The sequence below is a fragment of the Burkholderia sp. SIMBA_051 genome (assembly GCF_046534915.1).
Taxonomy (GTDB): Bacteria; Pseudomonadota; Gammaproteobacteria; order Burkholderiales; family Burkholderiaceae; genus Burkholderia; species Burkholderia ambifaria.
Genome location: NZ_JAWRXS010000001.1, coordinates 524316 through 543784 on the forward strand (window position 1 = coordinate 524316; position 19469 = coordinate 543784).

The 19469-nt window shown below is 66.6% G+C and carries 19 protein-coding genes; 6 read left to right on the plus strand and 13 right to left on the minus strand.

Annotated features, from left to right (window positions below; all coding sequences use genetic code 11):
- Positions 1-40: 40 nt before the first annotated feature.
- Both SB771_RS02285 and SB771_RS02290 read right to left on the minus strand, forming a co-directional pair.
- Positions 41-1453, minus strand: a complete 1413-nt coding sequence (locus SB771_RS02285) for a UDP-glucose dehydrogenase family protein (RefSeq protein ID WP_175659612.1) — start codon at positions 1451-1453, stop codon at positions 41-43.
- A gap of 66 nt (positions 1454-1519) precedes the next feature.
- On the minus strand, positions 1520-2893 hold the full coding sequence (locus SB771_RS02290; protein ID WP_041491740.1) for an undecaprenyl-phosphate glucose phosphotransferase: 1374 nt from the start codon (positions 2891-2893) through the stop codon (positions 1520-1522).
- 439 nt (positions 2894-3332) lie between these two features.
- On the opposite strand from SB771_RS02290, the gene SB771_RS02295 reads away from it, so the two are divergent.
- Positions 3333-4859 carry a mannose-1-phosphate guanylyltransferase/mannose-6-phosphate isomerase gene (locus SB771_RS02295; protein WP_011660455.1) on the plus strand — a complete coding sequence of 509 codons (1527 nt, stop codon included), beginning with the start codon at positions 3333-3335 and terminating at the stop codon, positions 4857-4859.
- 123 nt (positions 4860-4982) lie between these two features.
- Here SB771_RS02295 and SB771_RS02300 read toward each other — a convergent pair whose 3' ends face one another.
- The 8 genes from SB771_RS02300 to SB771_RS02335 form a co-directional block, all read right to left on the minus strand.
- Positions 4983-5924, minus strand: coding sequence for a transposase (locus SB771_RS02300; protein WP_105830092.1), 942 nt, complete (start codon positions 5922-5924; stop codon positions 4983-4985).
- A gap of 693 nt (positions 5925-6617) precedes the next feature.
- Positions 6618-7199 carry a DUF3501 family protein gene (locus SB771_RS02305; RefSeq protein ID WP_175659613.1) on the minus strand — a complete coding sequence of 194 codons (582 nt, stop codon included), beginning with the start codon at positions 7197-7199 and terminating at the stop codon, positions 6618-6620.
- Between the two features lie 45 nt (positions 7200-7244).
- A complete protein-coding gene (locus SB771_RS02310; protein WP_175659614.1) occupies positions 7245-8582 on the minus strand; it encodes a heterodisulfide reductase-related iron-sulfur binding cluster in 1338 nt (445 codons plus the stop codon).
- A gap of 126 nt (positions 8583-8708) precedes the next feature.
- Positions 8709-9131 carry a rubrerythrin family protein gene (locus tag SB771_RS02315; RefSeq protein ID WP_006752513.1) on the minus strand — a complete coding sequence of 141 codons (423 nt, stop codon included), beginning with the start codon at positions 9129-9131 and terminating at the stop codon, positions 8709-8711.
- Between the two features lie 212 nt (positions 9132-9343).
- Complete coding sequence (locus SB771_RS02320; RefSeq protein WP_166724188.1) at positions 9344-10612, minus strand: RNA polymerase sigma factor; 1269 nt, start codon at positions 10610-10612, stop codon at positions 9344-9346.
- Positions 10609-11025, minus strand: a complete 417-nt coding sequence (locus SB771_RS02325) for a VOC family protein (RefSeq protein ID WP_175659615.1) — start codon at positions 11023-11025, stop codon at positions 10609-10611. The genes SB771_RS02320 and SB771_RS02325 overlap by 4 nt, the downstream gene beginning before the upstream one ends.
- 26 nt (positions 11026-11051) lie before the next feature.
- Positions 11052-11474 carry a YciI family protein gene (locus SB771_RS02330; protein WP_175659616.1) on the minus strand — a complete coding sequence of 141 codons (423 nt, stop codon included), beginning with the start codon at positions 11472-11474 and terminating at the stop codon, positions 11052-11054.
- A gap of 131 nt (positions 11475-11605) precedes the next feature.
- A complete protein-coding gene (locus SB771_RS02335) occupies positions 11606-11959 on the minus strand; it encodes a YciI family protein (RefSeq protein ID WP_011660447.1) in 354 nt (117 codons plus the stop codon).
- Between the two features lie 207 nt (positions 11960-12166).
- Between SB771_RS02335 and SB771_RS02340 the strand changes: the two genes are divergently transcribed.
- The 5 genes from SB771_RS02340 (at position 12167) to SB771_RS02360 (ending at position 16631) form a co-directional block, all read left to right on the plus strand.
- Positions 12167-13969 (plus strand): ExeM/NucH family extracellular endonuclease, encoded by a 1803-nt coding sequence (locus SB771_RS02340; protein ID WP_175659617.1) that lies wholly within the window; start codon positions 12167-12169, stop codon positions 13967-13969.
- Positions 13970-14003: 34 nt separating this feature from the next.
- Entirely contained in the window at positions 14004-14282 is a 279-nt protein-coding gene (locus SB771_RS02345) for a hypothetical protein (protein ID WP_175659618.1), read from the plus strand.
- 25 nt (positions 14283-14307) lie between these two features.
- Positions 14308-14697 (plus strand): YqjD family protein, encoded by a 390-nt coding sequence (locus tag SB771_RS02350; RefSeq protein WP_011660445.1) that lies wholly within the window; start codon positions 14308-14310, stop codon positions 14695-14697.
- A 70-nt stretch (positions 14698-14767) separates the two neighbouring features.
- Positions 14768-15352, plus strand: coding sequence for a YSC84-related protein (locus SB771_RS02355; RefSeq protein WP_012365579.1), 585 nt, complete (start codon positions 14768-14770; stop codon positions 15350-15352).
- Between the two features lie 226 nt (positions 15353-15578).
- The gene (locus SB771_RS02360; protein WP_105830088.1) at positions 15579-16631 is read left to right on the plus strand and encodes an AI-2E family transporter; all 1053 of its coding nucleotides are present in this window, start codon (positions 15579-15581) and stop codon (positions 16629-16631) included.
- Positions 16632-16640: 9 nt separating this feature from the next.
- Here SB771_RS02360 and SB771_RS02365 read toward each other — a convergent pair whose 3' ends face one another.
- From SB771_RS02365 to SB771_RS02375, 3 genes are all read right to left on the minus strand, one after another.
- A complete protein-coding gene (locus SB771_RS02365; protein WP_175659619.1) occupies positions 16641-17144 on the minus strand; it encodes a thioesterase in 504 nt (167 codons plus the stop codon).
- A gap of 158 nt (positions 17145-17302) precedes the next feature.
- A complete protein-coding gene (locus tag SB771_RS02370; protein WP_175659620.1) occupies positions 17303-18319 on the minus strand; it encodes an NADP-dependent oxidoreductase in 1017 nt (338 codons plus the stop codon).
- 35 nt (positions 18320-18354) lie between these two features.
- Positions 18355-19143 carry an SDR family oxidoreductase gene (locus SB771_RS02375; protein ID WP_175659621.1) on the minus strand — a complete coding sequence of 263 codons (789 nt, stop codon included), beginning with the start codon at positions 19141-19143 and terminating at the stop codon, positions 18355-18357.
- Between the last annotated feature and the right edge of the window lie 326 nt (positions 19144-19469).

Genomic DNA, 19469 nt, shown 5'->3' on the forward strand with positions numbered 1-19469 from the left:
GGCGTCTCGAATCGGGTAACGGGGAACGGTGACGCGCGGGTTACGCGTTCGCGCGCGCGGCGCCCGACACGCGGGCGGCGACGGCCTGACGCGAGCCGGGGCGGCCGATCGGGTGGTATTCGATACCCTGCTCGCTCATCGCTTCCGGCTCGTACAGATTGCGGCCGTCGAAGATCACCGGCGACTTCCACTGCCGGCCAAGCGCGATGAAATCCGGGCTCTTGAACGCCTTCCATTCGGTGACGATCACGAGCGCGTCGGCATCGCGTGCGGCCTGCGCCTCGTCGTCGACGAAGGTCAGGCGTTCGAGCCAGCTCGGGTGATCGGCGAGATCGAGCGCGAGCACGCGGCGCGCTTCCTGCTGCGCGACCGGATCGTATGCGGCGATGCGCGCACCGCGCGACAGCAGCTCGGCGATCAGCTCGCGGCTCGGCGCCTCGCGCATGTCATCGGTGTTCGGCTTGAACGCCAGGCCCCAGATCGCGAACGTGCGGCCGGTCAGGTCCTCGCCGAAGCGCGCGACGATCTTGTCGGCGAGCACGCGCTTTTGCGTCGCGTTGACCGACGACACGGCCTTCAGGATCTGCAGCGACTGGCCATGCTCGTCGGCCGTGCGGATCAGCGCCTCGACGTCCTTCGGGAAGCACGAGCCGCCGTAGCCGCAGCCCGCATACAGGAAGTGGTAGCCGATGCGCGGATCGGAACCGATCCCGCGGCGCACGGCCTCGATGTCCGCGCCGAAGCGGTCGGCCAGGTTCGCGAGCTCGTTCATGAACGAGATGCGGGTCGCGAGCATCGCGTTCGCCGCGTATTTCGTGAATTCGGCCGAGCGCACGTCCATGTACAGCGTGCGTTCGTGGTTGCGGTTGAACGGCGCGTAGAGCTTCTTCATCAGTTCGCGCGCGCGCTCGCCCGGCACGTCGTCGTCGCAGCCGATCACGATGCGGTCCGGCCGCGTGAAATCGTCGACCGCCGCGCCTTCCTTCAGGAATTCCGGATTCGACACGACCGAGAACATCTGGTCGTCGCCGCGCTTCGCGAGTTCCTCGGCGACCGCCGCGCGCACGCGCTCGGCCGTGCCGACCGGCACCGTCGACTTGTCGACGATCACCTTGAAGCCCTTCATGTAGCGGCCGATGTTGCGCGCCGCCGCGAGCACGTACTGCAGGTCGGCCGAGCCGTCCTCGTCGGGCGGCGTGCCGACCGCGATGAACTGCACGTCGCCGTGCGCGACCGCGGCCTCGATGTCGGTCGAGAAGCGCAGGCGGCCCGCCGCGCGATTGCGCGCGATGACTTCCTTGAGGCCCGGCTCGTGGATCGGCACGCCGCCGTTGTTCAGGATGTCGATCTTCGCCTGATCGACGTCGAGACAGAACACGTCGTGCCCGATGTCGGCGAGACAGGCGCCGGTGACAAGTCCTACGTAACCGCTGCCGATGATAGTCAGATTCATGATGTGTCGGACCTCGTGACCAATGATTCGAAATTCGTAAAACCGAAACGCCTGAGCGGGCGTGCGTCAATAAGCGTTGCTGCCGGTGAAGCCTTTCCAGAGCGTCAGCACGACGATCTTGATGTCGAGCCAGAACGACCAGTTCTGCATGTAGTACAGATCGAGCTTCACGCGCCCCATCATCTTCTCGATCTGATCGGTCTCGCCGCGAAAGCCGTTGATCTGCGCCCAGCCGGTGATGCCCGGCTTGATCCGGTAGCGGAACATGTAGCCCTTCACCAGATCCTTGTAGATGTCGTCGTGCGCGAGCGCATGCGGCCGCGGGCCGACCACCGACATCTCGCCCTTCAGCACGTTGATGAACTGCGGCAGTTCATCGAGGCTCGTGCGGCGCAGGAAGCGGCCGACCGGCGTCACGCGCGTATCGTTCTTGGTCGCCTGCGTGACCTGCCCCGCGACTTCCTGATGCACCTTCATCGAGCGAAACTTGTAGATCTCGAACTCGTGCCCGTCGATGCCCTTGCGTTTCTGGCGGAAGAACACCGGCCCGCGCGACGTCAGCTTGATCAGGCATGCGATCAGCAGCATCAGCGGCGCCAGCGCCGTGAGCGCCGCCAGCGCGAACAGCCGGTCGAACACGAACTTCGGCAGGATCCGCACGTCGGTGATCGGCGACGCCGCGAGGTTGATCGCCGGCACGCCGAGCACCTCGACCACTTCCTGGTTGAAGAACGACAGCGTGCGCACGTCCGGAATGAAGCGGATATTCACGAAGTCGTGGCGGAACACCGTCACGATCTGGTGAATCCGCCGCTCCTCCGTGATCGGCAGCGTGAGCCACAGCTCGCTGATCGCGCGGCTGCGCACCAGCCACACCAGCGATTCGAACTGCCGCTCGATGCGCACGTCGTCGAGCGCGACTTCGCCCGGCACTTCGCTTTCGTCGTAGACGCACACCGGGTTGAAGCCCGCTTCCGGGCGCGCCCGCATCTGCGCGATCAGCCGCCGCGCGGCCGGCGTACCGCCGACGATCGCGACCGCCTTCAGGTTGTAGCCGCCGCGCCGCAGTTGTCGCAGCACGACGTGCACGCACGCCTTCGAGCCGGCGAGCAGTGCCATCGTCACGAGCGCCCAGTAGCCGAGCCACAGCCGCGACAGATCGCCCGACTGGTGAAAGCTGAAGCTCATCAGGATGCCCGCGAGCTCGACCACGAGCCACGCGAACGCGACACGCCCCACCAGCCCGACGAGACGCTTGCCGCGCCACGACTGATAGATGCCCATCGCCGGAAAGAACACGACGACCAGCAAGCAGTCGAACAACACCGTCGTGCGTTGCAGATCGTTGAGCCAGATGCTGCCGCCGTGCAGCGCGGCGGCGATCAACGCCCCCACCACGACCATCGCGATATCGATGACTCTCGCCAGCACGCTCAACATGTTCGCTTCCTCTTTGAACAGGCGTTTGCCGAACAGCTCCTCGTGCAGCCCGTGCCGCACATTCGATTCAAACGTTGCATGACGCTATTGAAGCGGTAAGAAAATTCATCCTCAAGCGCACAAGTATTTCGAAAAATAATCGGAAATTCTTGCCGCGATATTCTTGAATTAAATCGGCACGTTTTCCCGAATCGAGCCCGAATCGGGGCATTTTTTGAAAACTTTACGGTTCTCGCCGAGCCTTTGCGGCAAGGCATGCGCGCGCGATTCGCGGAATTATTTTTTATTTTTTCTTTGCGTCGGATGTCATCGCGGAAAATTTTCCCGGATATGCGCGCGACGAACGTGCGCGACGAATATCGTGCAAGGCGCGCGGTTTTATTGTCGATTTACTTCATGCTACAAACAGGCACTGACTTCAATCGAGGAGAGTGTCATCATGAATGCTCCGGCCGTGGTAGCCGATACGCGCCCATCTTCTTCCGCCGCAACCGACGCCGGTACGCGCGTCGCGGTGCAGCCGGTGATTCTCGCCGGCGGTTCGGGCACGCGTCTGTGGCCGATGTCGCGCGAACACTATCCGAAGCAGCTGATCGGCCTGCTCGGCGATCATTCGCTGCTGCAATCCACCGCGCTGAGGCTCGACGGCCTCTCGACCGGTCATCCGCTGAACGACGACGTGCTGATCGTATGCGGCGAGGATCACCGCTTCACGACCGCCGAACAACTGCGCCTGACCGGCAAGCGTGCTTCGATCATGCTCGAGCCGCTCGGCCGCGACACCGCGCCCGCGCTGACGCTCGCCGCGCTGCGCATCGTCGCCGGCGGCAGCGATGCCGTGATGACCGTGATGCCGGCCGACCACGCGGTGGCCGACCAGCCGCGCTTTCATGCGGCGGTCGCGGCCGGCGTGCACTGCGCGGCGCAAGGCAAGATCGCGACGATGGGCATCGTGCCGGGCCGCGCCGAAACGGGCTACGGCTATATCCGCGTCGGCGCGCCGCTCGGCGACGCCGGCACCGGCGACCTCGACGTGCGCCGTCTCGACCGCTTCGTCGAGAAGCCGCATCTCGAACTCGCGCAGCAGTACGTCGCGTCCGGCGAATACTGGTGGAACAGCGGCATCTTCATCGTGCGCGCATCGGTGTGGCTCAACGCGATCCGCCAGCTCGAACCCGAGATCTACGCGGCCTGCGAGCAGGCCGTCGCCAACGGCAAGGAAGACGGCGACTTCTTCCGCGTCGATCGCGACGCATTTGCCGCTTCGCCGTCGAACTCGATCGACTATGCGGTGATGGAGCCGCTCGCGAACCTGCCGCAGCTGTGCGAAAGCGTCGTCGTGCCGCTCGACGCGGGCTGGTCGGACGTCGGCTCGTGGGACGCGATCTGGCAGATCCTGCCGAAGGACGATGCCGAGAACGTCGGCCGCGGCCACGTGCTGTTCGAAGACGCCACGTCGACTTTCGCGCATTCGGAAAGCCGGCTCGTCGCGTGCGTCGGCACGCAGAATCTGGTCGTCGTCGAAACGCCCGACGCCGTGCTCGTCGCCGACAAGTCCCGCGTGCAGGACGTGAAGAAAATCGTCGGGCGCATCAAGGCCGCACGCGGCGCGGAAGCGACCGATCACCGCAAAGTGCACCGTCCGTGGGGCCATTACGACTCGGTCGACATGGGCGAGCGCTTCCAGGTGAAGCGCATCGTCGTGAAGCCGGGCGCGCGACTGTCGCTGCAGATGCACCATCACCGCGCCGAACACTGGATCGTCGTGCGCGGCACCGCGCGCATCACGCGCGGCGAGGAAACCTTCCTGCTGTCCGAGAACGAATCGACGTACATCCCGCTCGGCGTGTCGCACCGTCTCGAGAACCCGGGCAAGATGCCGCTCGAGCTGATCGAAGTGCAGTCGGGCGCGTATCTCGGCGAGGACGACATCGTCCGCTACGACGATACCTACGGACGCCAGTGACGCAGCGGATGCGGGGTGCGCCGTATCGACGGTGCGCCCTGCATCACGCGGATGGAGGAGACAAAAAACAACGCGCGGGCGCCGTGACACACGACGACCCGCGCGTTTTCGTTCGGATGACGATCAACCCACCCGATACGCATACTCGCGGCGCTCCGACTGCACCGGATCATTGCGGCCCTCGGACAGCACGCCCGCGCGACGCTCGGCGATGAAGCGCTTGATGTCCGACTCCGCACGCGCCAGCGCGGACAGGCCGGCCAGCACTTCGCTTTGCGGCACGCGCACCGGCTCGTCGCTCGCACCATGGCGATCGATCCATTGGCGCGCCCAGTCGAGCGCGTACTGCTCCGCGGCTTCCGCGTCGGTGAAGCGCGGGCCGATCAGGCCCGAGCGCTCGACGCGCCGGTCGTCCTGCATGATCTCGGCCCACGCGCGGTACATCAGGTTCTGCACCGGCTGCGCGCTGCCATAGATCGTATAGCCGCGATACTCGTCGACTTGCGGCTCGGCCGCGGCGAAGCTCGTCGCGCCCGCCCGCCCGCGACGCAGCCCGGCAGGCTGCGCACCGGGCACAGCGAACGACGCACCGGACGATTGGTCCGTGCCGGTACTCGGCCTCGCGGCCACCGTCGCGCCCTCGCCATCCCAAACGTTTGCCTGCGCGACCGGCAATTGCCACGACTCGGGGTTCTGCCAGAACACGCCGCGCAGACGATCGTTGTCGGGCACCGGCTCGGCACGGCACGCGGGCGCCGCGGGCACGGGCGGCGGCGGCACATACGCGAACGTACGCCCGCTGAATTGAGTCAGCACGTCGATCATCTGCAACAGCGTGCCGTTCGCGAGCCACTCTTCGTAGCGGCGACGGCACGTCGGCCCGGACGGATAGCGCCCGGGCAATTTCGACCATGCTTCACCGGTCGTCAGGATCCACAGGACCGCGTTGGCGACAACGCGCGGTTCTGCACGTGGGCGGCCTCGACGGTTCAGCCGGATGGGTTCATCGGCGATCAGCGTTGAAAGACGAACCCACTCTTCATCGTTAAGCTCATCGAAGAACATAGTAGATCTCTCCACGCAGCCAGGCCGGGCTGCGATTGTCGGCGCCGTCGTCACGCATCGCGTGACGGGGCGGCCCGGTTGCACATTATGGTTATCCGAATGTTGTGCATGCCGGCGCGACACCGCACGTTCACGGTGCCGCCATTCCCGGCAATGGCGCACAAATCACGGTCTCACTCCAATGTGGGAATTTTTGTGCACGAAGCATACCATCCTCAGGGTTTCTCTCAATATGACAATGACTTAATGTTACGTACTGAAACAACCTGCCATGGATGCGCAAACCATTTACGCTTGAATTTTTTTACGCGATCTTTATGCGTGAGGCTGGGAAGCCCCGTCTGGCGGGGCTCTGCGGGGTGCGCCCGACGCGCGGCCGGCGGCGCTTCCCGGCTGTTCCGACCCTGCGCCGTAACAATCGCGGAGATTGCCGCCTAAAATCGGTAAATCAGGGAAAATTTCGTAACAAGATATTCACGGATCGGTAAATCGTTCAAATACCGCTGAACCGAATTATCTCCGTGCACAATCTTTTTATTGTTTACCTGCGAGTAATGAAAGCGACCTGACGTGCAATGCACATTGTTTCCCGGCATGCAAGCGCGGACAGACTTGTTACATCCTCGGACTGAAGGGCAGTCGGTCGCGCGATAGAGCGGGTGGAAGCGTCGAAACGATGCGCGCGACCGTAGATCAGCGCAGATCGCCGGCGAGCGACGCGGTCACGTCCGCGTCCAATGGTTGCGGCGGCATCGTATAGGCCGGGTGGTCGCAGCCGATCGACAGCGTCGCGCCGTCCTTGAGTGCCGCGCGCATCGGCGCGCTCAATTCGAAGCGCACGAAATGTACGGCGGACGTCTTCTCCGCGTTGTCGCGATCGAGATCCTCGTCGGCGATCGCATACACGGCGGGATGCCCGTCGACCTGCAGGTACACGCGATCCTCGACGCCGATCAGCCGCGCGAGCGCCGCTCGGCGTTCGGCCTCGTGCTCGTATTCGATCTGCAGCGTCGCCTTCAGGTTGGTGCCGTCGGGCACGAGCGGCAGATAGGCTTCCAGTTCGCCTTCGATGCCCGCCTCGTCGAAGATCTTCTCGATGTGCAGCATCTCCTGGATCTGATAGCGGATCGTGGTCTCGTCCTCGAACAGCAAGCGCAGATGGTTGCCGAGCGCCACCGCGCGGCGGCGCTTGTACGCGACGAGCCGTGCGTGTTCGGTCTTGCGGATCTTCGCGTACGCTTCGAGCGTGAGCAGCGAGTCGCGGGTCAGCGTCATGGGATGTCCTCGGATGGGAGTCGATGGGTTCGCCGGGCGGCCGCCTCAGATGCCGTACGCGCGGCGCAGCAGCGTCAACGGATGCGCGAGCGGCGCGGCCGGCAGCCCCTTCTCGTCGATGCCCTGCACGATGTGATGGCCGGCGAGCGCGCAGTCCGACGACACGAAGTCCGGCTGCGGCTCGGCCATTGCCTTGAACACGGGCGCGCCGATCCGCATCGCGTCCGCATGGAAGCCCTTCTTCACGCCGAACGTGCCCGCGTGCCCCGAACAGCGCTCGACCACGTTCACGCGCGTATCGGGCACGAGCGACAGCGTGTCGGCCGTCTTGCGGCCGATGTTCTGCACGCGCGCGTGGCACGGCACGTGATACGACACGGTGCCGAGGCCCTGCTTGAAATCGGTCTTCAGCAAACCGTCGCGATGCCGCGCGATCACGTATTCGAACGGATCCCAGAATGCGTCGGCCACTGCGCGCACGGCTTCGTCGTCGGGGAACATCAGCGGCAGTTCGCTCTTGTACATCAGCACGCAGCTCGGGATCGCGCCGATCAGCGCGTAGCCGTCCCGCGCATAGCGCTCGAGCACCGGCATGTTCACGGCCTTCTTCGCGGCGACGCCCGCGAGATTGCCCTGCTCGAGCAACGGCATGCCGCAGCAGGCTTCGCGCGTGACGAGCTCGTACGGAATTTCGTTGTGCGCGAGGATCGCGAGCAGGTCGTGGCCGATGCCCGGCTCGTTGAAGTTTACGTAGCACGTCGCGTAGATCGCGACCTTGCCGGGCGTGCGCTCGCCCTCACGCACCGGCGGGCCATCCGAGCGCTTCGCGGTGCGCCGGAACTTGCGCGGCGCGAACTCCGGCAGCCACGCGTCGCGATCGACGCCGAGCGCCGCTTCGAGCGCGTGCCGCGCGGGCGGCGTGCGGTTCACCGCATTCACCGTCTGGGTGACGATCGGAATGCCCGCGAAATGGCCGAGCGCGTCGGTGTTCGACAGCACCTTGTCGCGCAGCGGCGCTTCGCCGCGCTGGTAGCGCGCGGCCTTGCCGCGCAGCATCAGGTGCGGGAAGTCGACGTTCCATGCGTGCGGCGGCACGTACGGACATTTCGTCATGTAGCAGAGATCGCAGAGATAGCACTGGTCGACGACCTTGCCGAACGCCGCCTTCGGCACTTCGTCGATGGTGCCCGTCGGCGTGTCGTCGACGAGATCGAACAGCGTGGGGAATGCGCCGCACAGCGAAACACAACGCCGGCACCCCGCACAGATGTCGAACACGCGCGTCATTTCCGCATCGATCGCGGCCTGGTCGTAGAACGCTTCGGACTGCCAGTCGAGCGGATGCCGGGTCGGGGCTTCGAGGCTACCTTCCTTGTGGGGCATGGGGCGCTCCAGCGTGGCGCGCATGCGCGCGGACGCGCCGCCCGCGCGGTGCGGGCAGCGATCGACGCACGGCCGCCGGCCGGCGACATGCTCCGACCGGGCCGTGCGGCCTTGGCAAGGGCCGCGTCAGTCGACGAGTGCGTCCAGCGCCTTCGTATAGCGGTTCGCGTGGCTGCGTTCGGCCTTCGCGAGCGTCTCGAACCAGTTCGCGATTTCGTCGAAGCCTTCGTCGCGCGCCGCCTTCGCCATGCCCGGATACATGTCGGTGTATTCGTGCGTCTCGCCGGCGATCGCCGATTCGAGGTTCAGCCGCGACGAGCCGAACGGCAAACCCGTCGCCGGATCGCCGACTGCTTCGAGATATTCGAGGTGGCCGTGCGCATGGCCGGTTTCGCCTTCGGCGGTCGAGCGGAACAGCGCGGCGATGTCGTTCTGGCCTTCGACGTCAGCCTTCGAAGCGAAATACAGATAGCGCCGGTTCGCTTGCGATTCGCCCGCGAATGCGGCCTTCAGGTTCTCTTCGGTTTTGCTGCCCTTGAGTTGAGCCATTTGCGCCTCCGTTCGAGTCGGCGCAGCCGCGTGCGAAGCCGGGCCGATGATGTATGTAGGGCACGATGCGTGCATGATGGCGCACGCATCGTGCCTTTTAATCTAGGCGCTCACGATCGCATCACCCAATAGGCTTTTTCAATCCGGGCGATAGTGCGCCGACGGAATTGGGGACGGTTTCGGTCCCTCGCTCCGGCGGCGCTTGCCGTGCGTCATGCGTCCGTCGCCCGCTTGAGCAGCAATTCCCTTTCGCGCTCGTTGCGGGTCAATTCCGCCGCGCGACGGAACTCGACCTTCGCCTCGTCCGTGCGGCCGAGTTTCGCGAGCAGATCGCCGCGCACGCTCGGCAGCCAGTGATAGCGCGCGAGGGCCGGATCGTCGCGCAGCACGTCGACGATTTCCAGCGCCGCGGCCGGCCCGAACGCCATCCCCACCGCCACCGCGCGGTTCAGCTCGACGACCGGCGACGGCGCGACCTCGGCGAGCGCGTCGTACAGCGCGACGATCTGCGCCCAGTCCGTCTCCGACGCGTGCCGCGCGCGTGCATGGCACGCCGCCAGCGCGGCCTGCAGCGCATACGGGCCGCGCACGCCGCCGAGCTTGGTCGCCCGCTCGAGCGCCGCGAGGCCGCGCCGGATCAGCAGCGGATCCCATCGGCTGCGGTCCTGGTCGAGCAGCAGTACCGGCCGCCCCTGCGCATCGGTGCGTGCATGCATGCGCGACGCCTGCAGCTCCATCAGCGCGACGAGCCCGAGCACTTCGCTTTCGTCCGGCACGAGCCCGGCCAGCACGCGGCCGAGACGCAGCGCCTCGTCGCACAACGCCGGGCGCGTCCAGTCGTCGCCGGCGGTTGCCGCGTGCCCTTCGTTGAACACGAGGTAGATCACTTCGAGCACCGACGCGAGCCGTGCGGGCCGCGCGGCGGCGGACGGCACCTCGAACGGCACGTGCGCCGCCGCCAGCGTGCGCTTCGCGCGCACGATGCGCTGCGCGATCGTCGGCTCGGGCGCCAGGAACGCACGCGCGATCTCGCTCGTGGTCAGCCCGCCGAGCAGCCGTAGCGTGAGCGCGACGCGCGCATCGGTCGACAGCACCGGATGGCACGACGTGAAGATCAGCCGCAGCAGATCGTCGCCGATGTCGTCGTCGCTCGCGTCGGCGAGCGCCTCCGCGATGTCGGGCACGACGTGCGCTTCGAGCGCGTCCATTTCATGCCCGAGCTGATCGCGCTTCGCCGCATGCAGCGACTCCTGCCGGACCCGGTCGAGCGCGCGCCGCTTCACGGCCGTCATCAGCCACGCGGCCGGGTTGTCGGGCACGCCGTCGACGGGCCAATGCTCGAGCGCCGCGACGAGCGTGTCCTGCGCGAGTTCCTCGGCCACGCCGACGTCGCGCACCACGCGTGCGGCGCGGGCAATGATCTTCGGCGCCTCGATTCGCCAGACGGCCTCGATCGCACGATGGGTCGCCTCGCGCGTCACGACGCCGGCTCCTGCCCGGCCGTGGCCTGCTCCACGAATACCAGCCCCCATTCGTGGCCGTCCGGATCGGCGAAATCGTGGCTGTACATGCCCGGGTACTCTTGCGCCTGCCGCGGCACGGCGCCACCGGCCGCCCGCGCCTTCGCGACCACCGCGTCGACCTCGGCACGGCTGTCGCACGACAGGCACGGGAGTACCTGCACGTGCGTCGCCGGTTCGACGATGGTCTTGCCGGTGAAGGTCTGGAAGAACGGCCGCACCAGCAGCATCACGAAGATCGCGTCGCTGATCCGGATGCAGGCGCCCTGCTCGGTCGTGTAGGCCGGCACGACCTCGAAGCCGAGCGCGACGTAGAACGCCGTCGCGCGCGGCAGGTCGGCCACCGGCAGGTTGATGAAGATCGTCTTGTGCATGAAGCTCGCTCCCGGCGACGATGGATTCAGACGGCCTGGCCGCGTCCGACCTGGAGTTCGCGGAACCGCTCGACCGCGTCGCTGGGCGTCAGGTCGTCGAGCTCAAACAGCGGACGCACCTCGATCTCGCAGTCCATTTCCGCACCGAACGGCGCGGGGAACCGGCGCGTCCACTCGAGCGCCTCGTCGCGCGAGCGCACCTGGATCAGCGTATAGCCGGCAATCAGTTCCTTCGTCTCCGCGAACGGGCCGTCGATCACCGTGCCCTTGCCGCCGGTGTACCGCACGCGCCAGCCGCGCGCGCTCGACCGCAGGCCGTTTGCATCGAGCAGCACGCCGGCCTTCGCCAGTTCCTCGTGATAGACCGTCATCGCCTCGACCAGCCGGTTGTCCGGCAATGCGTCGGATTCGCTGACGGCGTTCGCCCGGATCATGATCATGAATCGCATCGCTCACTCCTTGTCGTCGGTGGAAAGCGGCGTCCGTTCATCGGCGCCTTATCCGGACGACGGGCGACAGGCTGCCGGATCGACGTGCCGCGCGACGAGCGCGGGTAAACACCAAGGCACGGCCGTTACAGTCACAGGAAGCACGGGCCGACCTTGCGCACTTCGACCGTGCACCATTGTGCCGCCGGGCACTGGCGCGCGATCTCGATCGCTTCGTCGCGCGTGTCGACGTCGACGATGAAGAAGCCGCCGACCATTTCCTTCGCCTCGGCGAACGGGCCGTCGACGAGGCGCGTCTCGCCGTCGCGCACCTCGACGCGCGTCGCGCGTTCTGAGCGCTCCAGCGATTCGACGCCGCGCAGCACGCCGCGCGCTTTCAGCGTCTCGGCGAAATCGACCATCCGCGCGTAAAGCGCCTGCCCGTCTTCGAGCGTGCGTTCGGCGCGCTGGCCGGTCGGTTCGACAATCAACAGCATGTACGACATGGAAATCTCCTGTTGGGGGCCGTGCGCGGAAGCGTGCGGATCGCAGGCCGGAATGACACGTCAGGTGCGAAGCGTAACAGCCCCGGCCGGCCTTGCCGTCATCGTTGGCCATTCGGCACTGGCCTGATGGTCAATTCGATCGCGGCACGCGATTTTGCCGTCAAGATGCTTCCCGAACCTTCGAATTTTCTTCCTGTGTGCCACGCCATGTCACTCCTGCCGTCATCGCTCGCGCTTGCCGCCTTTCTCGTCCTGTCCGTTCCACCCGCCACCGCCGCGCCGCCGGTGAGCACGGGCTGCGGCGGCGCCACCACGGCGATCGCCGACATCCGGCATCCCGCGGGCCGCTCGCCGTTGGCCGGGCACACCACGTCGATCGAAGCGGTCGTCACCGCAGCGTTCGGCGGCCCCGATGGCTTCGGCGGATTCTTCGTCCAGCAGGCGGACGCGCAGCGGCGACACCGGCCGGGCGTGCCGGAAGGCCTGTTCGTATATGCGCCGCATGCGCATGTGCAGCCGGGCGAGCGCGTGCACGTCACCGGCAGGATCGAGCAGAAATACGGCCGGACGCAACTCGCGCTGTCAGGCCGCGTGGCCGTCTGCGCGCGCGGGCAGAGCGTCACGCCGGCCGCGCTGATGCTGCCGGTCGATAGTGACGCCGTATTCGCCGCGCATGAAGGCATGCGCGTGCGCTTTCCGCAAACGCTGACGGTCAGCGATACTTACGAACTCGGCCGCTACGGCAGCATCGTGCTCAGCCATGGCCGCCTGTACATGCCGACTCACGTGGTGCCGCCGGCCGAAGCCGCTGCGCACGCGGCGGCCAATGCACGCAACCGCATCGTGCTCGACGACGGTTCTAGCCGCGTGAACCCTGCAACCGCCCGCTATCCGCCGCCTGCGCTCAGCGCCGCCAACACGCTGCGCGCGGGCTACACGGTGCGCGGCATCGAAGGTGTGCTCGAACTGCGCTTCGGCACGTGGCGATTGCAGCCCGTATCGTCCTCGCCGCCTGCCTTCGAGGCCGCGTCGAATCCGCGTGCCGATGCACCGGCACGGCATCCGCAAGCCGACGTGCGAGTCGCGTCGTTCAACGTATTCAACTATTTCAACGGCGACGGCGCGGGCGGCGGCTTCGGCGATCCGTCCGGCCGTGGCGCGAAAACCCCCGCCGCCTTCGCGCGGCAGGAAGCGAAGCTCGTGGCCGCGCTGCGTGCACTGCGCGCCGACGTGATCGGCCTGATGGAAATCGCGAACAACGGCCACGGCCCGGCGAGCGCCGTGCAGCGGCTCGCGGCCCGGCTCGGCGGCGGCTGGCGTGCGGTCGACCCCGGCACCGCACGGCTCGGCCGCGATGCGATCGCGGTCGCGCTGCTGTATGACAGCCGGACGATCGAGCCCGTCGGGCGCGCTGCGACCGTCGCGCTCGACGGCCGGAATCGCCCGCCGCTCGCGCAGACGTTCCGTCGCGTCGGCGGCACCCGCGCGTTCACGGTCGCGGTCAACCACCTGAAGTCGAAGAACTGCCCGCACGCCACCGGCCCGGATCTCGACCAGTCGGACGGCCAGGGCTGCTGGAATGCAACGCGCACACGCGCGGCCGAGCGCGTCGCCGCGTGGCTTGCGACGTCGCCGACCGGCGCCGCGGCCGACGGCGTGCTGCTGATCGGCGATCTGAACAGCTATGCGAAGGAAGACCCGCTGCGCGCGCTCGAATCGCGCGGCTACGCCAACCTCGTCGCCCGCTTCGCCGGCAATGCCGGCTACACGTATGTATTCCGCGGCGAAGCCGGCAACCTCGACCACGCACTCGCGACGCCGCCACTCGCCGCCCGCGTGAAAGCCGTGCATGCGTGGCACATCAATGCAGATGAACCGATTGCACTCCAAGCCGTGCCCGATTACAAAACCCCGGCGCAACAGGCCGCCTATTACGCGCCCGATGCATACCGTTCGTCGGATCATGATCCCGTCGTCATCGACCTTGCGCTGGAGGAAGGCGCCACCTGAAGCAGGGCGGGCACAAACCCTGCTCCACGAAAGTATGGCGAGTAGTGCAATTGCATCAACAGAACGCGTGCAACGGCACTATTTACCTGACAGGCCGGGCGACGCCATATTTACCGGGCTTTTCACGCCCGGCAATGGTTTTCTTTATGTCGCTTCGCTCGATCTCGAAATTTTTTCAACCGCTGTCCGGCCCCATCTCGCGGGGCTTCCAAGGGATCTTGCCGACGAATTGAAAATTTGTCTCGAAACTCAATTGGCTGATTTGAATCACACAGGTTGCTGGGATTCGTCTTATCTTCAAATTGGCCTGTAAATCAAATCGAAGGAGGATAAACACCATGGCGCTCACCGACTCGATCGAACACAAGCTGGATCGCGGCCTGTCCGAAATCCGTCGCACCGGCCGGCGTGTCGGACGCACGACGCGCTCGGCTGCCCACGACCTGCATGCGGATGTGACCGACGATCTGCGCGGGCTGGTCGACGAACTGGAAGACCTGCTGAAGAACGATGGCGACGGCGATATCGCCGCGTTGCGCAAGCGGGTGCAGGCGCGGCTCGACGAAGCGCGCAGCACGCTCGACTACGCGTCGGGCACCGCGGCCGCCCGGCTGCGCGAATCCGCCGAACGCGTGTCGCAAGCCGTGCACGACAACCCGTGGCAGACCGCGGGCGTCGTCGCGGGCCTCGCGTTCGTCGCCGGCCTGCTCCTTTCTTCCCGCCGTTGAACGGGGCCGGCCGCCCCGCTGCACGCACCCGGACCGTCCGTCCTCAACCCGACAACGAAGGAGAATCGCCATGCAGAAATCCCTCGCCCTGAAAGCCGCCACCGCCGTCATGGTCGGCAGTCTCGCCCTTGCCGGTTGCACCATGACGTCCGACAAACCCGACAACGCGGCAGCCAGCGCGTCGAAACGCCAGTCGATCGACGCGAGCGTGAACGCGACGCTGTCGCGCCTCTATTCGACGGTGCCGGGCTCGCGTGAGCTCGTCGCGAAGTCGCGCGGCGTGCTCGTGTTCCCGAACGTGCTGCAGGCCGGCCTGATCGTCGGCGGCCAGTCCGGCAACGGCGCACTGCGCGTCGGCGGCAATACCGTCGGCTACTACAACACGTCGTCGCTGTCGGTCGGTCTGCAGGCCGGCGCGCAATCGAAGGCGATCGTGTTCCTGTTCATGACGCAGGATGCGCTCGACTCGTTCCGCAAGTCCGAAGGCTGGTCGGCGGGCGCCGACGCGTCCGTCGCGGTCGTGAAGGTCGGCGCGAACGGCGCGGTCGATTCCAACACGGCCACCGCACCGGTCCAGGTACTGGTGCTGACCAACGCCGGCCTGATGGGCGACCTGTCGGTGAACGGCACCAAGATCACCCGGCTCCACATCTGACGATCCGGCGCGGCGCTGCCGCGCCCCTTCCCGCCAACGCCGCGGCTTCGCCCGCGGCGTTTTCGCGTGCGCCGCGCGCAGCGGCTATGATGGCGACACCTTTGCGGGCATACTGCCGGTCGGGCCGCCCGCAGCGTGCTTCGCCGCGAACCCGTGACGTTCGCGAGCCGATCGCGCCCGAGGCAACGAGATTCAATCAAACCAGGCATCAATGCGCGAACCATCCATGGATAGCGGACACGATCACCAAAAATTCTTCTATTTCCTGCTGTTCGCGGTCACCGTCGGACTGTGCTGGATACTCGCGCCGTTCTCCGGCGCCGTCTTCTGGGGCACCATTCTCGCGATCCTGTTCCAGCCGGTGCAGCGCTGGCTCGCCGCGCGTTTCGGCAAGCGGCGCAACCTCGCCGCGCTCGTGTCGATGTCGCTGATCATCCTGATCGTGATCCTGCCGCTCGTGTTCGTCACGGCGACGCTCGTACAGGAAATCGCGTACGTGTACCAGGAACTGAAGGACGCGCAGCCGAATTATTCGCGGTACTTCCACGACATCATTCACGCGCTGCCGACGTCGATCCAGAACCTGCTGCAGAAATACGGGCTGTCCAACATCCCCGGCATCCAGAAGAAGCTGACCGACGGCGCCGCGCAGATCAGCCAGTTCGCGGCCACCCAGGCGCTCAGCATCGGCCAGAACACGTTCCAGTTCGTCGTCAGCTTCGGCGTGATGCTGTACATGCTGTTCTTCCTGCTGCGCGACGGCGGCGAGATCGGCCGCCGCGTACGCCGCTCGATACCGCTCGACGAAGAGCACAAGAACCTGCTGCTCGCGAAGTTCACAACCGTTGTGCGCGCAACCGTGAAAGGCAATATCGCGGTCGCGCTCGTGCAGGGCGCGCTCGGCGGCCTGATCTTCTGGATCCTCGGAATCGAGGGCGTCGTGCTGTGGGGCGCGCTGATGGCGTTCCTGTCGCTGCTGCCGGCGATCGGCGCGAGCCTCGTGTGGATACCCGCCGCGCTCTACTTCCTCGCGATCGGCGCGATCTGGAAATGCGTGATCCTCGTCGCGTTCTGCGTCGGCGTGATCGGCCTCGTCGACAACCTGCTGCGCCCGATCCTCGTCGGCAAGGACACGAAGATGCCCGACTGGGTCGTGCTGGTCTCGACGCTCGGCGGGATGGCGCTGTTCGGGATCAACGGCTTCGTGATCGGGCCGCTCGTCGCCGCGCTGTTCATGGCAAGCTGGGACATCTACGCGCGCTCCGAACAGGGAGAATGACTCCACGCGTCACGGATGACGAATCCTGATCACGACGGGCGCCACGGCGCCCGTTTGCATTTCCGGCGCGGCCACCGTCATCACGCCGCCATGCGGGCCAATGCGATGAGCTCGCCCCGATACGAGCGGCACGCTTCGATCGTCGCGTGCATCGCGCCAGGTCGCGCGAATCTCCGCTCCCGCCGACTGCACCAGCGGCTCGCCGTCCGGCCTCACGAGCGCCACGTGCACACCCGGCAGGCGCCGGCCTTGCGCATCGAAACGGAGCGTTGCCGCCGTCGCGGTGTCCGCCGCTTCGATCGACGGCGCGTCGAATGTCACGTCGTACAGATCGACGAGCGCACCGGTGAATCGCACGATGCCATCCGCATGCGCGTGCCCGGCCGCGCCGGCACCCGACATCGCGCACGCGATGCCGATCCCCACTGCGACGATCCGCAGCCTGTCGCACCTGCGCCGCATCGTTCGATCGCGCATCACCGCCGATGCCGCGTACGTTGCCTTCGTTCGCATGTTTCCCTCCCGTCTCGCCACGCCAATAAAAACGGCGGCGTGACGCGCATGTCACGCCGCCGTTTGCTGGCGATTACTGTAAGGAGAGCAACCGAAACGATCTATGGGACAAGTCCTAAAACGATATCCGCCGGTTCGAACTCAATGCGCACGGGCGCTCACGCGTCCGGATCGACGCGCAGCACGAGCTTGCCGCGATGGTCGCCGTCGAACAGGCGATTGAGCACGTCGGGGGCGTTTTCGAGCCCGTCGGCCACGGTTTCCTCGGCCTTGAGACGGCCGTCGCGCAGCCAGCCGGCGAGCGTCTGCACCGCTTCGCGGCTCTTGCGGTAGTCGAGGATCAGGAAGCCGCGCATCGTGATGCGCTTCGAGATCAGCACGCCGACGTCGTCCGCCGCGCGGCCGCTGTTGTAGTTCGAGATCACGCCGCACAGCGCGACGCGCCCGCCGATCACCATCCGCGACAGCACCGCGCGCATCACTTCGCCGCCCACGTTCTCGAAGTTCACGTGCACGCCGTCCGGCGTCGCCGCTTTCAACCGCTCACGGAAATCGTCGGCCTTGTAGTCGACGGCCGCGTCGAAGCCGAGCGTCTCGGTCAGGTAGCGGCACTTGTCCGCGCCGCCCGCGATGCCGACCACCCGTGCGCCGTGGATCTTGCCGATCTGGCCGGCGATCGAGCCGACCGAGCCGGCCGCCGCCGACACGACGAGCGTCTCGCCGGGCTGCACCGGCGCGATGTCGGTCAGCCCGTAGTACGCGGTCAGGCCGCTCATCCCGCACGCGCCGAGCAGCGTCGGCAGCGGCAGGCCCGACTGCGCGGGCAGCTTCACGAGCTGCGCGGCCTGGTCGGCCGCGACGACCGCATAGTCCTGCCAGCCGACGAGCCCCTGCACGAGGTCGCCTTCCGCGAAACCCGCGTGGCGCGACGCGACCACGCGCCCGATGCCGAGCGCGCGCATCACCTCGCCGATCGCGACCGGCGGCAGGTATTGCGGCACGTCGCTCATCCATACGCGGTTGGTCGGATCCATCGACAGATACAGCACGCGCACGAGCACTTCGCCGTCGGCGAGCGCCGGCACGGGGGTTTCGACGAGCGAAAAGTGTTCGCGGCCGACCCGCCCTTCCGGGCGCGTCTTCAGCAGCAGCTGGCGGTTCACGGGTGTCGACACGATGTTCTCCTCCGGTTGGTGTTATCGATTGCGCGTCAGACCGCGCACATGCCGCCGTCGATCACGAGTTCGGCGGCCGTCACGAAGCGGCTTTCGTCCGACGCCAGATAGACGGCCGCATGCGCGACGTCATCCGGATCGCCGAGCCGGCGCAGCGGAATGCCGCGCGCGAGCTTGCGCGTCGCATCGCGTTCGCCGAGCGACTGGAACAGCGGCTCGACGATCCCCGTGCGAATGAACGCCGGGTGAATCGAGTTGCAGCGCACGTCGAGCTCGCGGCGCGCGCAATCGATCGCGACCGACTTCGTCAGCGATGCGACCGCGGCCTTCGACGCGTTGTACGTGGTGAATTCCGGCTCGACCTTGAACGCGGCCACCGACGAGATGTTGATGATCGACGCCGGCCGGCTCGCGCCGAGGTACGGCAGCGCATGCTTGCAGCCGAGCACGATGCTCTCGACGTTGATCGCCATCACGCGCCGCCACTCGTCGATCTCGATCTGCGCAGGCGTGCCGATCGATCCGACGCCCGCATTGTTGACGAGCACCGACAAGCCGCCCATCGCTTCGTTCGCCTGCGCGAGCAGCGCCTGCCATTGCGCGTCGTCGCGCACGTCCTGCGTGGCCGCGAACGCGACAGGCGCCGCGTGCCCTGCATTGAGTTCGTGCGCGAAGGCGTCGAGCACGGCCGCGTCGGCGATGTCGGTCAGGAACACGCGCGCGCCCTGCTCGACCATCCGGCGCGCGATCGCGCGTCCGAGGCCGCCGGCGGCGCCCGTGATGTACGCGCACTTGCCTGCGAGGCGCGAGGAAACGACTGTCATGGGACCTGCTCCTATCGTGAATCGTCGTGGCGGACCGGTGCCGCGACGGCGGTTGCCGTGCGCCGGCCGACGGCCGCCCGGTTTGCGCGAGTATAGCGAGCCGGCCGCACCGCGCCAGACCCGTCGGGCAGGCCGCCGCTGCAGGCCCCGATCGAACGAACGCCAGCGTACGCGATTGCTACCGATCGATGAAATGAATATTCGTAATGCCCGGTCATAGATATGGCTGATGGCCTTCGCAACCGCGGCCGCGCCCGTTGCGACACGCAGGCGCCGGCGCAGCGCGGCCGATTACCGCGAATACCGATGCGACGAAGGCCCCACGC

Bases quoted from the DNA above. Each gene is read 5' to 3' on its own strand.
- SB771_RS02285 (WP_175659612.1), bottom strand. From the start codon at position 1,453: ATGAATCTGACTATCATCGGCAGCGGTTACGTAGGACTTGTCACCGGC.
- SB771_RS02290 (WP_041491740.1), bottom strand. From the start codon at position 2,893: ATGTTGAGCGTGCTGGCGAGAGTCATCGATATCGCGATGGTCGTGGTG.
- SB771_RS02295 (WP_011660455.1), top strand. From the start codon at position 3,333: ATGAATGCTCCGGCCGTGGTAGCCGATACGCGCCCATCTTCTTCCGCC.
- SB771_RS02300 (WP_105830092.1), bottom strand. From the start codon at position 5,924: ATGTTCTTCGATGAGCTTAACGATGAAGAGTGGGTTCGTCTTTCAACG.
- SB771_RS02305 (WP_175659613.1), bottom strand. From the start codon at position 7,199: ATGACGCTGACCCGCGACTCGCTGCTCACGCTCGAAGCGTACGCGAAG.
- SB771_RS02310 (WP_175659614.1), bottom strand. From the start codon at position 8,582: ATGCCCCACAAGGAAGGTAGCCTCGAAGCCCCGACCCGGCATCCGCTC.
- SB771_RS02315 (WP_006752513.1), bottom strand. From the start codon at position 9,131: ATGGCTCAACTCAAGGGCAGCAAAACCGAAGAGAACCTGAAGGCCGCA.
- SB771_RS02325 (WP_175659615.1), bottom strand. From the start codon at position 11,025: ATGCACAAGACGATCTTCATCAACCTGCCGGTGGCCGACCTGCCGCGC.
- SB771_RS02330 (WP_175659616.1), bottom strand. From the start codon at position 11,474: ATGCGATTCATGATCATGATCCGGGCGAACGCCGTCAGCGAATCCGAC.
- SB771_RS02335 (WP_011660447.1), bottom strand. From the start codon at position 11,959: ATGTCGTACATGCTGTTGATTGTCGAACCGACCGGCCAGCGCGCCGAA.
- SB771_RS02340 (WP_175659617.1), top strand. From the start codon at position 12,167: ATGTCACTCCTGCCGTCATCGCTCGCGCTTGCCGCCTTTCTCGTCCTG.
- SB771_RS02345 (WP_175659618.1), top strand. From the start codon at position 14,004: ATGGCGAGTAGTGCAATTGCATCAACAGAACGCGTGCAACGGCACTAT.
- SB771_RS02350 (WP_011660445.1), top strand. From the start codon at position 14,308: ATGGCGCTCACCGACTCGATCGAACACAAGCTGGATCGCGGCCTGTCC.
- SB771_RS02355 (WP_012365579.1), top strand. From the start codon at position 14,768: ATGCAGAAATCCCTCGCCCTGAAAGCCGCCACCGCCGTCATGGTCGGC.
- SB771_RS02360 (WP_105830088.1), top strand. From the start codon at position 15,579: ATGGATAGCGGACACGATCACCAAAAATTCTTCTATTTCCTGCTGTTC.
- SB771_RS02365 (WP_175659619.1), bottom strand. From the start codon at position 17,144: ATGCGAACGAAGGCAACGTACGCGGCATCGGCGGTGATGCGCGATCGA.
- SB771_RS02375 (WP_175659621.1), bottom strand. From the start codon at position 19,143: ATGACAGTCGTTTCCTCGCGCCTCGCAGGCAAGTGCGCGTACATCACG.